Raw genomic sequence first — 14,796 nt, 5'->3', positions numbered from 1 at the left:
CACACCGTACTGCTGTACGGCAACTGGACGGAGGCTTGTTCCGGCCCTGGAGAGTTACGGGACATGGCCCTATCGTGCGGGCCGTGCGGGAGCGGATACCGGTCGTGGTGCAGCGGAACTCGCGGGGGCGGCGGATCGCCGCGCGCGGGCTCTGGACGGGCGCGGAGGCGGTGGTGACCCTCGGGGTCGTCCTGTTGCTGCTCGTTGTTCATCAGCTGTGGTGGACCAACCGGCAGGCCCGCGCCGACGCCGAGCACCGGGTTCAGGCCCTTGAGAGGGAGTGGAGCGAGCCACAAGGACTCAAGGACGGGGAAAGCGGAGGCGGAGACCGGACCGGGAACGGGCGTACGGCGGGCAGCCGGGCCTCCGGCGGCCGTGGCCAGGCCGCGGGCCGCACCGCGCCGTCCCCCGCGCCGCGCTGGGATCAGGCGTACGCCGTCATCCGTATCCCACGGCTCGGGCTCACCGCCCCCGTCGCCCAGGGCATCAGCAAGCGCGGCGTCCTCGACAAGGGGTACGTCGGGCACTACCCGCGCACCGCGCAGCCCGGCCGGCCGGGCAACTTCGCGCTCGCCGGGCACCGCAACACGCACGGCGAGCCCTTCCGGTACATCAACCGGCTGCGGCGCGGCGACCGGATCGACGTCGAGACCAGGGACGCCGTCTACACGTACACCGTCGACCGGACGCTCGGGCAGACCAGCGCCCGCGACAGCGGTGTCATCGCAGCCGTCCCGCGCAGCAATGTGAAGCCGTACGCGGGGTACGGAACCCCCGGTTCCTATGTGACGCTCACTACGTGCACGCCCGAATTCACCTCCCGGTACCGGCTTGTCGTATGGGGGCGGCTGACGGATGTCCGGGCACGGTAGCCGTGTCGCACTAAGGTTCTCCGACGTGCTCAGACGACGTCCGCAGTTGTTGTGGTTGCTGGTCCCCTACGTGCTGTATCTGGGGGTGCTGCCGTTCGTGAACCGGGTCCATCCCGTTGTTCTCGGACTGCCGTTCCTCTTCGTGTGGCTGCTCGGGGCGACCCTGCTGACACCCGTCGCCGTATGGCTGACCCGGCGGGGGGACCGCCGGTGAACGCCGCAGTCGCGACCTCCGTCTTCGGGGTCTTCATGGTCGCCACCGTCGCCCTCGGGCTGCTCGCGATGCGCGGGCGGCGGCGAGGGAGCGGCGAGGGCGGCGGGCTCGCGGAGTGGTCCGTGGGCGGGCGGAGCCTCGGGACCGTGTTCATCTGGGTGCTGATGGCCGGCGAGGGCTACACCAGCTTCAGCTACCTGGGCGCCGCGGGATGGGGCTACAACTACGGGGCGCCGGTGCTGTACGTGGTGGCGTACATGTCCTGCGGGTACGCCCTCGGTTACGTCGTCGGGCCGATGCTCTGGGCGTACGCACGCAAGCACGGGCTCGTCGGGATCACCGACATGGTGGCGCACCGTTTCGGGCGGCCCTGGCTCGGTGCGCTGGTCGCCGTCCTCGCGACCGTCTTCCTGCTGCCGTACATCCAGCTCCAGATCACCGGCATGGGTGTGGTCGTCTCGACGATCTCCTACGGTGCCATCAGCCTGGACTGGGCCTACTTCATAGCGTTCGCCGTCACCACCGGCTTCGTCGTGGTGAGCGGGCTGCGCGGCAGCGCGTGGGTGTCCGTCCTCAAGGACGTCCTCGTCATCGCCACACTCGGGTTCCTCGCCTTCTACGTACCGCTGCACTACTTCGACGGGTACGGGCCCTTCCTCGACCGGCTCGTCACCGAGAAGAGCGACTGGCTGACCTTCCCCGGGCACGGGGACAGCGGGCTCGGGCAGGCGTGGTTCATCACCACCTCGTTCCTCAACTCCCTCACCGTGGTGATCTTCCCGACCACCGTCGCCGGCTACCTCGGCGCGAGGAACGCCGACGTACTGCGCCGCAACGCGATGTGGCTGCCCGCCTACAACGTGCTGCTCTTCGTGCCGATGGTGCTCGGCATGGCGGCGCTCTTCGTCGTGCCCGGGCTCGTCGGCGCCGAGTCCAACCTGGCGCTCTTCAAGCTCGTCGTGGACTCGCTGCCCGCCTGGGCGGTCGGCGTCATCGGCGTCGCGGCGGCGCTCTCGTCGATCGTGCCGATGGCCGTCTTCATGCTGGTCATCGGCACGATGTGGGGGCGCAGTGTGCTGTCGCTCGTACCGCGGTGGGAGCGGCGGCAGAAGGGCGCCGCGCAGACCGTCGTGGTGGCCGCGGGCGTGATCGCGCTGGTGCTCACGTACACCGCGCCGAACACCCTCGTACGGCTCTCCCTCATCTCGTACGAGGGGATGGCGCAGCTGCTCCCCATGGTGCTGCTGGGGCTGATGTGGCGGCGGCTGACGCTGCTCGGGGCGATGAGCGGGCTGGTCGTCGGCGTGGGCGTGGTGTGCGGGTTCGTGTTTACGGAGAACGATCCGGTGTGGGGCGTGAACGCGGGCATCGTGGCGCTCGGCGCCAACCTCGTCGTCGCGCTCGCCGTGACGTACGCCGGGCCGCGCGAGCGCGACGAACGGCCGGACAGCGAGGTGCTCGCGCGGGACGAGATCGGGCCTCTGGAGGAGGACGCCGGGGTGGACGAGGAGGGCATGGAGCTCAGCGGCGCTCCCGCAGGGGCAGGACGCTGACCGTTGCCGTCAGTCGCCGCCGCGCGACTGCCGCGTCCGCCGGAGACCGAACGCCCCTCAGGGCTGATGGCGGTGTCGGACCCATCGTGTATAACGGCTGAAGAGCCGAACGCGCGAACGCATGGGAGAGGGAGGGGCCGATGAGCGGTGACACGACGCGTCTGCGCGATGGCCTCGCCCGGTTGCTCCGCCCCGCCGGACTGCTGTTCTTCCTCGTGACCGAAGTCCTCCTCGCCGAAGGCGGCAGCCTCTCCGCCGCCGTCGCGCTCGCCGCCACCGCGGCCGCCGGCTCGGCGCTCGTCGCCGCCTCGGTCATCAGCGCCCGCTGCGCCGTCCCCGTACCCCGCACGCGGGTCCGTACGGCCATGCGCGACCGGGAGAAACGCACCGCGTTCCTGTCACAGCGAGACCCGGACGCCAAGGGCCGCAGACGCCCCCGAGCCCCCGGCCGCGCCCTTCCGACGGCCGCGTAGGGGTTCACAGCAGTACCGGAGTGCACGGCAGTACCGGAGTGCATGCAGTACCGGGGTTCAGAGGAGTACCCGGCTCACCGCAGTACCCGGGCTCACCGCAGTACCCGTAGGCACCCCTGCCCGTAGGCACCCCCTCGCGGTTCGTCATGCCGAGTTCGTCCTCACTTCCCGGCACGACGAGACCCCCGGAGGGCTCACCCATGTCCGTCTTCATGTCCGCATTCGCCGGCCTGGTCGGCGCGCTGGCCGATGTACTGCACCCGCTCTTCCAGACCGCGTCGACCGCCGCCGCCATCGTCCTGTTCACGGCGCTCGTGCGGCTCGCCGTGCACCCCCTGTCGCGGGCCGCGGCGCGCGGGCAGAAGGCCCGCACCCGGCTCCAGCCGCAGATCGCCGAGCTGCGCAAGAAGCACGGCAAGAACCCCGAGCGCATGCAGAAGGCGCTCATGGAACTGCACAAGGAGGAGAAGGTCTCACCGCTGTCCGGCTGCCTGCCCAGCCTGCTGCAGATGCCCGCCTTCTTCCTCCTCTACCACCTCTTCTCCAGCCAGAAGATCGGCGGCGACCCCAACGCGCTCCTCGGCCACCAGCTCTTCGACGCCCCGCTCGGCGAGCGCTGGCACGACGCGCTCGCGCACGGCGGGCTGTTCGGGGCGCAGGGCATGGTCTACCTCGGCCTGTTCGCGATCGTCGCCGTCGTGGTCACCTTCAACTTCCGGCGCACGAAGCGGCAGATGGCCGCCAACCCCGTCACCCCGACGACCGGCCCCGACGGGCAGCCGGTCCCGGGCATGGGCGCGATGACGAAGCTGATGCCCCTGATGTCCTTCGCCACCCTCTTCACCGTGTCCGTCGTACCGCTCGCCGCCGCGCTGTACGTCGTCACGAGCACGACCTGGACCGCGATCGAGCGGGCCGTCCTCTACCGCGACATGCCGGCCGCAGGCACCGCCATGGCCGCCGCGGCGTAATCGGGGCGGCGAGAGCGCCGGTCCAGTGTGTGAACAGGGTCTTGCGGAGTGATCGGATGTCTTGGACGATCGGACGAGCCTGCGATGGCCGCCACCCATCCGACGGGCCCGATCTCGACCAAGGGGAGAAAGACCGTTGAAGCTGCTTCGTGTGGGTACGGCCGGCGCGGAACGACCGGCGCTGCTGGACGAGGACGGAACCCTGCGTGACCTGTCGGGGATCGTCACCGACATCGATGGCGCGCTGCTCGCCGACGGGTCCGCGCTCGCCCGGGTACGGGCCGCCGCGGCCGCGCCCGGCGGGCTGCCCGAGCTCGACGCCGACGGGTTGCGGGTCGGTCCGCCGCTCGCCCGGATCGGCAAGATCGTGTGCATCGGGCTGAACTACCACGACCATGCCGCCGAGACCGGTGCGGAGATCCCCACCGAGCCGATCCTGTTCTTCAAGGCGCCGGACACCGTCATCGGGCCCGACGACACGGTGCTGGTGCCGCGCGGCAGCGTCAAGACCGACTGGGAGGTCGAGCTCGCGGTCGTCATCGGGCGCACCGCCCGGTACCTGGAGTCCGCCGAGGAGGGGCTCGCACATGTCGCCGGCTACGCGACGGCGCACGACGTCTCCGAGCGCGAGTTCCAGATCGAGCGCGGCGGCACCTGGGACAAGGGGAAGAACTGCGAGACGTTCAACCCGCTGGGGCCGTGGCTGGTGACGGCGGACGAGATCGCCGATCCGCAGGCGCTGCCGCTGAAGCTCTGGGTCAACGGTGAGCTGAAGCAGGACGGCACGACGGCCGACCAGATCTTCCCGGTGGGCGAGGTGGTCCGGTACCTCAGCCACTTCATGACGCTGTACCCGGGCGATGTGATCAACACCGGGACGCCGGCCGGGGTCGCCCTGGGGCGGCCCGAGCCCAAGCCGTACCTGAGGGCGGGGGACGTCGTGGAGCTGGAGGTCGTGGGGCTGGGGCGGCAGCGGCAGGAACTGAAGGACGCGTAGCAGGAAGACGGTGCGCCTGGGGCGCGCGGGTCAATCGCATGACAAAACAGGCGAGTTGAATGCCGGTCTCAACCGTCTGCAACTGCGGCAGCAGGGCCTTCTCGCGCTCGGTGGGAGTGGACACCCTCCGAATCGCCAAGAGGCCCTGCCTTCATGCACCGGCCGCACCGAGATCATCCGATCCAGAACCCTGTTCGATCCCCAAGCTCCATAATCGGTATGAATACGGCTTCTGGCCAAACAGCCCAGTCACACCTGATTCCTGATGGACCCCTCGGCCAGATCCGGACGCCAGGCGGGATCGGCCCACCAGCGGTGGATCTCTTCCGCGGCGGCGCCGATGTGGAAGGCGGTGGCGTCGTCGTAGGCGCGGCCGACGATCTGCGCGCCGGTGGGGACGCCGTTGGTGGCGCGGCCGGTGGGGATGTTCAGGACGGGGTGGCGGCTTGCGACGTTGAAGACCGGCGTGAGGGCGGCGCCGAGGTAGAAGTCGAGGTAGGTTCCGTCGACGGTGACGCCGTGGTCGACGTGGTCGTCGCCGGCGAGGAAGCCGGTGCTGCCGAGGGTGGGGCAGATGATGGCGTCGTAGTCCGCGAACACGTCGGCCAGAGCCTGTTGGACATCGGCCTCCAGGCACAGGCCCTTGAAGAAGCCGTGGGCGGCGAGGGCTTGTCCCGCCCGGTCGGCGAAGCGGCGGGCGTAGCGGCTCAGCCGGTCGTCGTCGCCGAGCTCGGTGATCATCGGCCCGAAGATGGCGCCGTAGTGGATCAGGGCCGCGGTGAACACGGTCTCGTGGGTGATGGGTATGGCGACTTCCTCGACCTTGATCCCTGCGTCCCGCAGGGAGTCGGCCAGGGTGCGTGTGTTCGCGGCGACGTCGGGGTCGATGGGGAAGTCGCCGATGGTGGCCGCGAAGGCGACCTTCAAGCCGCGGGCCTTCGTCGCGTCCGGAACCACCGGCCGGGTCGCCGGGAGTGACACGGGATCCACCGGGTGCGCGCCGGCGATCAGGTTCTGCAGCAGCGCGGTGTCGGCGACGGTGCGGGCCATCGGTCCGTCGTGGCAGTAGGTGTCCAGGTTGAACGGAGGCACACCCGGGACCCGGGCGTAAGGGGGCTTGAACCCCACCACTCCGCACAGCGAGGCGGGCAGCCGGATGGAGCCTCCGATGTCGGATCCGGTGGCCAGGATCGTGGTGCCCGCCGCGAGCGCGGCGCCGGAGCCGCCGGACGAACCGCCCGGTCCGTAGCCGAGGTTCCACGGGTTCCGCGTGACTCCCCACAGCTCGGACTGGGTGAACGCCGCACACGAGTACTCCGGTGTCGTCGCCCGGGCGTGGACCACGCCGCCGGCCGCGAGGACGCGCTCCACCACCGGGTGGGTGACCGGCGAGGGAGTGTCGTCCGTGAGCAGGGATCCGAGGCGGAGCGGAAGCCCGGCGATGGGCTGCTCCTCCTTGACCGCGACGGGAATCCCCTCCAGCGGACGCGGCTCGCCGCCGCCCCGGCCGGCGTAGCGGGCCTCGGCCTCGACCGCGGCGGCGCGGGCCCGCTCCTGGAGCCGGTCGCTCAGGGCGTTGACGGCCGGCTCGACGGCGTCCGCCCGGGCCTCGACCGCGTCGAGGACCTCGACGGGCGACAGCGCCCTGGTCCGGTAGGCCTCCAGCAGCTCGTGCGCGCTGAGGTAGTGCAGATCTGTCATGAACTTTCCTTCGTGTTCTGTGTCGCATCCGTGCCGGCGAGCACGGCGTAGAGGTCGGGCCGACGGGCCCGGAGGCGGAGCGCGTACCCGGCCCCGCCGAGGCCGAGCAACACCACCGGGCTGAGCAGCGCACCGTTGATCCAGCCGGTGCGGCCGGTGAGCAGCTCGAAATTGGTGAGCATCAGGTACAGGCCGACGGTGAGGCCGACGGCGGCGAGCGCCGGAGCGGCCTTGACCCGTGCGAAGTGGTGCCCGCAGTTGTCCTTCCAGAAGAACCGGATGACCGCGAGCGCGCACAGCACCTGGAGGGCGACGATCCCGGTGATCCCGACGCCGTTCGTCCACAACAGCAGCTGCATGTAGGGGTCGGCGTGGACGAACGTCGCGAACACCACGACGACCACCGAGACCGCGGTCATGACGACGCTGGCCACGTGCGGCGAGCTGTGCTTCGTATGGGTGCGGGCGAGCCGACGTGGCAGGAGCCGCTCCCGGCCCAGGGCGAACAGATAGCGGGTGCTGGCGTTGTGGAACGCGATGAGCGCCGCGAAGATGCTCGTGACGATGAGGACTTCCATCACGGACTTCGCCGCGTGTCCGACGAACTTGTCGGCGAGGTTGAAGTACATGTTCCCGAAGTCGTCGGACTGCGCCAGCTTCATAAGGCCGTCGGCTCCGAAACCGACGGTCGCGGCCCAGGTGGCGAACGTGTAGAACAGGGCCAGGAAGGCGACGGCCAGGTAGGTCGCGCGAGGGATCGTCCGCTTCGGCTCCCGCGTCTCCTCCGAGTAGATCGCGGTGCTCTCGAAGCCGATGAACGCGCCGAGGACGAGCACGAACATCCCGCCGGCGCCGGCGCCGAACACCTGGCCGGGCTGGAAGGAGCGGACCGACATGCCCTCCGGGCCTCCGGTCACCAGCACGGCCACGGCCACGACGACCAGGATGAGGACCTCGGCCGCCATGAACACCCCGAGCACCCGGGCGCCCACGTCGATCTGGCGGTAGCCGAGGCACCCGACGACGGCCACCGCGGCCAGCGCCCACAGCGGCCAGGGAACTGTCACACCGGTGAGGTCGGCCAGGGTGTTTCGCGCGAAGTAGCCGAACGCCCCGTAGAACCCGGTGCAGATCGCGCAGTACGACAGCAGCGCAACCAGCGCTCCGCCGACGCCGACGGGCTTGGCCAGGCCGCGGGAGATGTAGGCATAGAACGCTCCGGCGTTCGCCATGCGCTCGGACATGGCGGTGAATCCGACCGCGAACACGATGTAGACGACGCCGGCGAACAGGTAGGCCGCGGGCGCGCCGATGCCGCCCAGTCGAAACGCCAGGGGTGCGCTGCCGGCAACCACGGTCAACGGCGCGGCGGCGCCGACGACGAAGAAGACGATGTCGAAGGTGCGGAGCTTCCCGCTGGCGAGCCGCCCCGCGGGGACGTCGGGAACGGGGCGGTCGTCCGTGATTGGCACAGCCATGAGCGGCTCCTGAAGGACACTGACGTACTTAGTACGGTATGGTGTACGGAGTATTCTGGCCGGATGACTGCAAGTCAAGAGACCCAGCGGCGGCCGCGCGGATCGCTGTCCCGGCAGAGCATCGGCGCCGCGGCGCTGCGCGTGATCGAGCGCGACGGACTTGACTCCCTGACCATGCGCCGAGTCGCGAGTGAGCTCTCCTGCGGGGTGATGAGCCTCTACTCCCACCTGACCGATGCCGACGACCTGCGCGGCGTCGTCGTCGGGCAGCTCATCGACCGCATGGACCTGCGCCCGCGCGAAGGGGAATCCTGGCAGGACGCGACGCGCCGGATGCTGAGCACCTACGCGGACCTGGCCGCCTCGTTCCCCCGCTCGTTCGAGCTGCTGGCTCTGGCCGGCGCCGACCAGCGGCCGGTTGCCCCGAACATGGAGCGGCTGGTCGACCTGCTCGTCACGGCGGGGCTGACCGAAGAGGACGCCCTGATCGCGCTGAGTGTGATCGACGCCTACGCGTCCGGGTTCCTCGTTATCGCCGTCCGGAACCGGCCGACCGCCGCCTCGGCCGAGCGGGCCGCTCCGCACCAGCACGATCGGCTCGCCCGGCTGCACCACCTCGACTCCTACGGCGTCGGGTCGGAGGTCGTCATCGCAGGGCTGGAACAGCGCTTCGAAGGGCGGCGGGCCGGGTGAAAGGCACGATGAACGTCGCCGCCGCCATCGCCACTTGGCGACCGGTCACCCGAGGCCCGTGCTGACCGGCCGTCAGCACAACCCCGGAAAACGCCGCTCGGCCTCGGCCGACGCGAGGTTGAGCACGGTGCGAGAGCTGTCAACGGCCTCCTTGCTGAGGCCGAGTCGGCGCAGCTGGAGCCACCCGCCGGAAAGATCGGCGCTGACGCCCTGGTCAAGGGGATCCCGAAGCGGGTCTGGCAGAAGGCCCGCCGGGGCCGGAGCGCTGTATCCCCCGCGCACCCTCCGCTTCGTGCGGCGCTCAGGCGGGCGACAGTCCGCCCGTGTCGAGGTTCAGGTTGAACGGGTCCGGCAGGTGCAGCACGGTCCCGAACGGGTGGGGGCCGTCGACGCGGGTGTAGCCGAGGTGGCCGGGTTCGGAGAACAGAGTGATGCTGCCCTCGATCCGGTCGACGAGGAGGTAGAGCGGGGCGCGGTACTCGGCGTACCGGCGGCGTTTCACGATCCGGTCGGTTTCCGCGTTCGATTCCGAGGTGACCTCGACGACGAGGAGCGTCTGGTCGGGGAGCAGTGCTCCGCCGCCTTTGGCGAGCTCCTCGGGGACGACTGCGATGTCTGGGACGTACCAGTTCGACGACCCGGGCAGGTCCAGGTTCCCGGCCCCTTCGACGCATCCGAGTTCGTCGACGCGGTCCTCGAGCTGCCGGCGTACTACTCGGGCGGCGCGTTCGTGATCCCAGGTCGGTGACACGGGCTCGATGATCCCCTCGATGATCTGAACACGGTCCCCGCGGATGTGCTGGACGGCGTATTTGAGGGCGCGTTCGGAGTCGATGCCGTGGCTGTAGTCGGGTGCGCTCGTCATGTGTCCCGCCTCTGATGGTGGTGCTCAACAGCATCATGCCCCGACTTCTGCCGGGACGTGCCGGTGCTCAGCGTTTCACGCGGCCGCGGATGGCCAGGGCGGCGAGGCCGAGGAGGACGGGGCCGGCCGCCTGCGGAGCCCTTCTTCCTGCGGTTGGCGGCCTGGTCCTTCTTCTCTGGGATGACCGCTTTGACAGATCGGAGGGGTGGGGTACCGCGTCGCCGGCGCCCCACCCCCCCCTTGCCGTCATGCGCCGATCGTCGTCGCGAACTGTTCCAGTGCCTCGACCACCAGGGCGTGGTCCTCCGCCTGGGGCAGGCCCGAGACCGTCACCGAGCCGATGACCCCCGCGCCCTCGACCGCGATCGGGAACGAACCGCCGTGCGCGGCGTACGTGTCCGGGTCCAGGCGCGAGGCGTCGTCGAACGTCGTGCCCTTCGCCCGGAATCGGGATCCGACCAGGTACGAGCTCTCGCCGAAGCGTTCCACGACCCTGCGCTTCCGGTCGATCCAGGCGTCGTTGTCCGCGCTCGATCCCGGCAGCGCGGCATGGAACAGCTGCTGCGCGCCGCGTCGGATGTCGATCGCGATCGGTGCGTGCCTCTCCCGGGCCATCGAGACGAGCAGGCCGCCGAGCGCGTACGCGTCGTCGTAGCTGAAATGCGGCAGCGTCAGTCGGCGCTCCTGGGCGATGAGCTCGGAGATGGTCGGAGCGGTGGGGTTCATACGGGCTGCTCCTCGGTGTCGGCGGAGGCGGGCGGGGATGTGGCGGGCAGGGTCACGGTGACCCCCTCGCGGGCCGAGCGGCGGGCGGCCTCCAATACGTCCAGGGCCGCTGCGGCCTGGAGGGCGGTCACTGGATTGTCACCTCTTCCGCGCAGCGCGTCGGTGACCGCCGCGTAGTACGCGGGATAGTCGCCCGGCAGCGTACGGACCGGGGCGCCGCCGCCCGTCAGCGGGGACTCGCCCGAACCGATCCGGCCCCACAGCTCCTCGGGCTCCTCGCCCCACGGCCGGCCCGCCGCCGGGCGTGCGCCCGCGCGCAGATCGGCCTCCTGCGGATCGAGGCCGTACTTCACATAGCCGGCGGTCGAGCCGAGCACCCGGAAGCGCGGACCGAGCTGGGCGGCGGTGGCGCTGACGTACAGATGCGAGCGGACCCCGCCGGCATGGGTGATCGCGAGAAACGTGTCGTCGTCGGCGGCGGCGCCGGGGCGGCGTACCTCGGACTCCGCGTACACCCGCACCGCCGGCCCGAACAGTACGAGCGCCTGGTCGACGACGTGGCTGCCCAGGTCGTACAGCAGCCCGCCGATCTCCCCCGGATCGCCCGACTCGCGCCAGCCGCCCTTCGGCTGCGGACGCCACCGCTCGAAACGGGACTCGAAGCGCTGTACGGTCCCCAGCTCGCCGTCCGCGACCAGGCGGGCGAGGGTGCGGAAGTCGTTGTCCCAGCGGCGGTTCTGGAACACCGAGAGCAGCAGCCCGCGCTCCTCGGCGAGGGCCGCGAGCTCCCGCGCCTCGGCGGCCGTACCGGCGATCGGCTTGTCCACGACGACCGGCAGACCGGCCTCGATCGCGGCAGTCGCGATCGGGACATGGGTCCTGTTCGGCGAGGCGATCACGATCAGATCGAGCTCGTCCGCGCGCCCCCACAGCTCCTTCGGCGACGCGGCGAACCGTACGTCGGGGAACTCGGCGCGCGCCTGCGCCCGCCGCTCCTCGCTCGACGTGACGACCGTGTCGAGGACGAGGCCCTTGGTCGCGGCGATCAGCGGGGCGTGGAAGACGGACCCCGCCAGGCCGTAGCCGACGAGTCCGACGCGCAGGGGGGTCTCGGACAGCAGAGGGGTCTCGGACGACAGAGGGGCCTCGGACAGTCCGTGCGTCTCGTGGGTCGCGTTGCCAGTCGTGGTCATGACCGACACTTAAGCAACGCTGTTGCCAAAGTGCAAGCAACAGGGACAATGAGGCGGTGAACAGGAGTAATAGCGGCGCCAACCTGCCGACCCTGCGCAGCCACAACGCGGCGCTGGTGCTGGATCTGCTGCGTGTGGCGGGCGAGCGCGGCATCAGCAGGCTCGAACTCGCCGAGCGCACGGGGCTCACGCCGCAGGCCGTCAGCAAGATCACCGCCCGGCTGCGGGCCGAGGGCCTGGCGGCCGAGGCGGGCCGCCGCGCCTCCACCGGAGGCAAGCCGCGCACGGTGCTGCGGCTGGTGCCGGACGCGGGTCACGCGATCGGCCTGCACCTGGACCGCGACGAGCTGACGGTGGTCCTGGTCGACCTGGCCGGCACGGTCGCCGCGAGCCGCACCGCCCCACTGGACTTCGGCGCTCCGGCGGACGAGGTGCTCGCGATGGCGGCGTACGCGGTCGCGTCCGTACGGGGCGGGGGTGCAGGGGCGGTTCCGTCCGTATGGGACGGGGGCGCGGGGGCGGTTCCGTCTGTACGGGGCGGGGGCGCGGGGGCGGTTCCGCCAGCGTGGGGCTTCGGTGCGCAGCTCGTGGACCGGCCGGTGCTCGGGGTCGGCGTCGCGGTGCCGGGGCCGCTCGACCACCGGGGCGGGGTGCTGCACCGCGTCACCGGGTTCCCGCAGTGGGACGGCTATCCGTTGCGGGACGCGCTCGCCGCGAGGACCGGGTTGCCCGTCGTCGTCGACAAGGACACCAACGCCACCGCCCTCGGGCTCGCCCTGCGCGCGGCGGGCGCGGGCGACTTCGCGTATCTGCACCTCGGGACGGGGCTCGGTGCCGGGCTGGTCCTCGGCGGGGGTCTGCACCGCGGGTCCCGTACCGGGGCCGGTGAGTTCGGGCACCAGACCGTCCAGCTGGACGGGCCGGTGTGCGGCTGCGGGGGGCGCGGCTGCATCGAGGCGCTCTGTCTCGCCGCCGTCGCCCGCGGCGATGTCGCGGAGGCCGCCCGGGTCCTGGGAACCGGCGCCGCCAACCTCGTCGGGCTGCTCGACATCGACCGGGTGGTGCTCGGCGGCCGTACCGTCGCCGCCGATCCCGACGCGTACGTACGAGGCGTCCGCGCCGTGATCGACGAGCGCGCCCGGCTGGGCGGCGTCGACGCGCCGGTTCCGGTGACCGCTGCCGGGGGAGGGGACCGGCCGGTCGCGGAGGGGGCCGCGCAACTGGTCCTGGCCCCGCTGTTCGGGCGGGTCGCGGGTGCGGACGGAGGGTGAGCGGGGCGGGCGGGTCCGGCCACCGGCTGTCCGTCGTGCGGGGGCCGAAGCGCGGGTCGCGGGGTGCGCGACTGGGCCGGTCGAGCGGTTCCCGGCCGCCGGCCGGGCGGCCCTCCGGCATGTCGGTGCCGGGCGCCACGCGCGTGCGTGGCAGCGTCGCGGCCCAGAACCGGTGAACTCCGGCGCACAGGGCTGGGCGGGTGCTGAAGATCTTGGCCGGACCCGTGGTGGCCGGCGCGCGCGTCCCTTGCGCCTTGTGGCTGTACGCGCCGGCTGCCGATCCCCGGTCCGGCCAAGGTCTTCAACGCCCTCCCAGACGACCGTTCTCGCGAGCAGCGAAGGGTGACCCCGTATGTCTTCGACACCACCCCCGTCGGCTACGCCGTCCGCGTCCGCGTCCCTGTCCGACTCCAGCCAGGCCCCCACGGCCGACGACTCACCGGCAGCCCTCGGATCCACCCCCGCATCCACCCCCACGTCCAGTCCCGTATCCGGTCCCACGTCCCTCCCCCTGACCGCCGCCTCCCTCCCCCTGACCGCCGCCTCCCTCCCCGTGTCCGCCGCCGCCCGTCCTCCCTCGCCGGACCCGTCCTCGTCCCCGCCTCCCGGCCGGACGCGGCACGGGTTCGCGCTCGGGCTGGCGGCGGCGAGCGTGGTTCCCGCGGTACTCGGCGGCGCCTCAGCCGCACACGCCTCCGCCGCGCCTTCGGTCACCCCGGTCTCGAAGCCGGACGCCACCACCGCCGACGAGCAGCCCGCCTGTGGTGATCCGGAGGCGAGCGACTTCCCGATCAGCACCCGCATCCGCGGCGGCCCCGACACCTACGCACCCGGCGGCGGCTACGGAACCTGGTTCCTGGACCTGACCAACACCACCACCGAGTCGTGCCGGGCCATCCACCCGGTGCTGGTCCTCACCGACGAGGACCGGAAGCTGACCGCCGGCCAGATCCAGCTGGAGTTCGCCGAGCCCTCCCGTCCCGATGTGGAGCACCGGGTCAGCTGGGAGACCACCGACCAGGACGAACACATCGGCGTCTTCGGCGGCGACGGCGCCGACGACTTCGCCGGCTTCACCGTCCCCGCGGGCCGTACCGTCACCGTCGAGGTCCGGATGGCGTTCACCTCCGACGCCGTCCCGGGCCGGATCACCGCCAACGCGGCGATCGTCCAGCGCCAGCACGCGGCGAGCGGCGGGGCGGGGAAGGACGACGGGTCCTGGGTCGGCGAGTCGGACGACTACCCGTTCGCCGTCATCGAGGACAGCGACGGCGACAGCGACAGCGATAGCGACGAGACGGCCGATACGGCCGATACGGCCGATACGGGAGACACCGAAGGGACCAGAGACACCGACGGGACCGGAGTCATTGGCGGGACCAGCGAGACTCCAGGGGCGGGCGAGACTCCCGGGACTGGCGAGATCCCACGGACTGACGAGACCCCAGGGACCGACGAGATCCCACGGACTGACGAGATCCCGGGGACCGGCGACACCCTCGGGACCGGCGACACCCTCGGGACCGGCGACACCCTCGGGACCCAAGACACCCCCGGGACGGGCGACACCGCCGGCACCGGCGACACCCCCGGCACCGGCGACACCCCCCGCCCGTTCGCACCCGGCCGGACCCCGGCGGAGGGCGACCTCCCCGAACTGGCCCGCACCGGCCCGGCCACCCTTCCGTACCCCGGCATCACCGTCGCCGGGTTCCTGATCGGTGGCGGAGCCCTGGTGATCCGGTCCCGCCGCATGCGCCGCCCCCGCTCCGGGGCCGACCGCTGAACC

14 protein-coding genes are annotated in these 14,796 nt (G+C 71.5%); 9 read left to right on the top strand and 5 right to left on the bottom strand.

The window, feature by feature from the left end; translation table 11 throughout:
- Positions 1 to 74 precede the first annotated feature (74 nt).
- From ACFVV1_RS10965 to ACFVV1_RS10940, 6 genes are all read left to right on the top strand, one after another.
- On the top strand, positions 75 to 872 hold the full coding sequence (locus tag ACFVV1_RS10965) for a class E sortase (protein WP_389987790.1): 798 nt from the start codon (positions 75 to 77) through the stop codon (positions 870 to 872).
- A 55-nt stretch (positions 873 to 927) separates the two neighbouring features.
- Positions 928 to 1,086, top strand: a complete 159-nt coding sequence (locus tag ACFVV1_RS10960) for a DUF3311 domain-containing protein (protein ID WP_323184045.1) — start codon at positions 928 to 930, stop codon at positions 1,084 to 1,086.
- Positions 1,083 to 2,639, top strand: coding sequence for a sodium:solute symporter (locus ACFVV1_RS10955; RefSeq protein ID WP_389987787.1), 1,557 nt, complete (start codon positions 1,083 to 1,085; stop codon positions 2,637 to 2,639). The genes ACFVV1_RS10960 and ACFVV1_RS10955 overlap by 4 nt, the downstream gene beginning before the upstream one ends.
- Positions 2,640 to 2,779: 140 nt before the next feature.
- Positions 2,780 to 3,112 (top strand): DUF6412 domain-containing protein, encoded by a 333-nt coding sequence (locus tag ACFVV1_RS10950; protein ID WP_389987784.1) that lies wholly within the window; start codon positions 2,780 to 2,782, stop codon positions 3,110 to 3,112.
- 200 nt (positions 3,113 to 3,312) lie between these two features.
- A complete protein-coding gene (locus tag ACFVV1_RS10945; RefSeq protein ID WP_389987781.1) occupies positions 3,313 to 4,083 on the top strand; it encodes a YidC/Oxa1 family membrane protein insertase in 771 nt (256 codons plus the stop codon).
- 136 nt (positions 4,084 to 4,219) lie between these two features.
- On the top strand, positions 4,220 to 5,080 hold the full coding sequence (locus tag ACFVV1_RS10940) for a fumarylacetoacetate hydrolase family protein (protein WP_389987778.1): 861 nt from the start codon (positions 4,220 to 4,222) through the stop codon (positions 5,078 to 5,080).
- Between the two features lie 249 nt (positions 5,081 to 5,329).
- On the opposite strand, the gene ACFVV1_RS10935 is transcribed toward ACFVV1_RS10940, so the two are convergent.
- Positions 5,330 to 6,781 carry an amidase gene (locus tag ACFVV1_RS10935; RefSeq protein WP_389987775.1) on the bottom strand — a complete coding sequence of 484 codons (1,452 nt, stop codon included), beginning with the start codon at positions 6,779 to 6,781 and terminating at the stop codon, positions 5,330 to 5,332.
- Complete coding sequence (locus ACFVV1_RS10930; protein WP_389987772.1) at positions 6,778 to 8,259, bottom strand: APC family permease; 1,482 nt, start codon at positions 8,257 to 8,259, stop codon at positions 6,778 to 6,780. The genes ACFVV1_RS10935 and ACFVV1_RS10930 overlap by 4 nt, the downstream gene beginning before the upstream one ends.
- Before the next feature lie 63 nt (positions 8,260 to 8,322).
- Here ACFVV1_RS10930 and ACFVV1_RS10925 point away from each other — a divergent pair, with 63 nt between their 5' ends.
- A complete protein-coding gene (locus tag ACFVV1_RS10925) occupies positions 8,323 to 8,952 on the top strand; it encodes a TetR/AcrR family transcriptional regulator (protein WP_389987769.1) in 630 nt (209 codons plus the stop codon).
- Between the two features lie 301 nt (positions 8,953 to 9,253).
- Here ACFVV1_RS10925 and ACFVV1_RS10920 read toward each other — a convergent pair whose 3' ends face one another.
- From ACFVV1_RS10920 to ACFVV1_RS10910, 3 genes are all read right to left on the bottom strand, one after another.
- A complete protein-coding gene (locus tag ACFVV1_RS10920; protein ID WP_389987766.1) occupies positions 9,254 to 9,817 on the bottom strand; it encodes a Uma2 family endonuclease in 564 nt (187 codons plus the stop codon).
- Positions 9,818 to 10,063: 246 nt separating this feature from the next.
- Positions 10,064 to 10,543 carry a heme-degrading domain-containing protein gene (locus ACFVV1_RS10915; protein WP_389987763.1) on the bottom strand — a complete coding sequence of 160 codons (480 nt, stop codon included), beginning with the start codon at positions 10,541 to 10,543 and terminating at the stop codon, positions 10,064 to 10,066.
- Positions 10,540 to 11,736 (bottom strand): Gfo/Idh/MocA family oxidoreductase, encoded by a 1,197-nt coding sequence (locus tag ACFVV1_RS10910; protein ID WP_389987760.1) that lies wholly within the window; start codon positions 11,734 to 11,736, stop codon positions 10,540 to 10,542. Before ACFVV1_RS10910 ends, ACFVV1_RS10915 begins: the two co-directional genes overlap by 4 nt.
- A gap of 56 nt (positions 11,737 to 11,792) precedes the next feature.
- On the opposite strand from ACFVV1_RS10910, the gene ACFVV1_RS10905 reads away from it, so the two are divergent.
- Together ACFVV1_RS10905 and ACFVV1_RS10900 are read left to right on the top strand one after the other, a co-directional pair.
- Complete coding sequence (locus ACFVV1_RS10905; protein ID WP_389987756.1) at positions 11,793 to 13,007, top strand: ROK family protein; 1,215 nt, start codon at positions 11,793 to 11,795, stop codon at positions 13,005 to 13,007.
- A gap of 352 nt (positions 13,008 to 13,359) precedes the next feature.
- A complete protein-coding gene (locus ACFVV1_RS10900) occupies positions 13,360 to 14,793 on the top strand; it encodes a peptidase (protein ID WP_389987753.1) in 1,434 nt (477 codons plus the stop codon).
- The last annotated feature ends 3 nt before the right edge of the window (positions 14,794 to 14,796 follow it).

This window comes from Streptomyces sp. NPDC058092, assembly GCF_042884935.1.
Classification (GTDB): domain Bacteria; phylum Actinomycetota; class Actinomycetes; order Streptomycetales; family Streptomycetaceae; genus Streptomyces.
The sequence above is the reverse complement of the archived record's forward strand: the minus strand, read 5'-3'. Positions and strand labels throughout refer to the sequence as shown.

Coding starts and splice junctions, on each gene's coding strand:
- ACFVV1_RS10945 (WP_389987781.1), top strand. CDS start 3,313: ATGTCCGTCTTCATGTCCGCATTCGCCGGCCTGGTCGGCGCGCTGGCC.
- ACFVV1_RS10900 (WP_389987753.1), top strand. CDS start 13,360: ATGTCTTCGACACCACCCCCGTCGGCTACGCCGTCCGCGTCCGCGTCC.
- ACFVV1_RS10930 (WP_389987772.1), bottom strand. CDS start 8,259: ATGGCTGTGCCAATCACGGACGACCGCCCCGTTCCCGACGTCCCCGCG.
- ACFVV1_RS10935 (WP_389987775.1), bottom strand. CDS start 6,781: ATGACAGATCTGCACTACCTCAGCGCGCACGAGCTGCTGGAGGCCTAC.
- ACFVV1_RS10910 (WP_389987760.1), bottom strand. CDS start 11,736: ATGACCACGACTGGCAACGCGACCCACGAGACGCACGGACTGTCCGAG.
- ACFVV1_RS10915 (WP_389987763.1), bottom strand. CDS start 10,543: ATGAACCCCACCGCTCCGACCATCTCCGAGCTCATCGCCCAGGAGCGC.
- ACFVV1_RS10950 (WP_389987784.1), top strand. CDS start 2,780: ATGAGCGGTGACACGACGCGTCTGCGCGATGGCCTCGCCCGGTTGCTC.
- ACFVV1_RS10920 (WP_389987766.1), bottom strand. CDS start 9,817: ATGACGAGCGCACCCGACTACAGCCACGGCATCGACTCCGAACGCGCC.
- ACFVV1_RS10925 (WP_389987769.1), top strand. CDS start 8,323: ATGACTGCAAGTCAAGAGACCCAGCGGCGGCCGCGCGGATCGCTGTCC.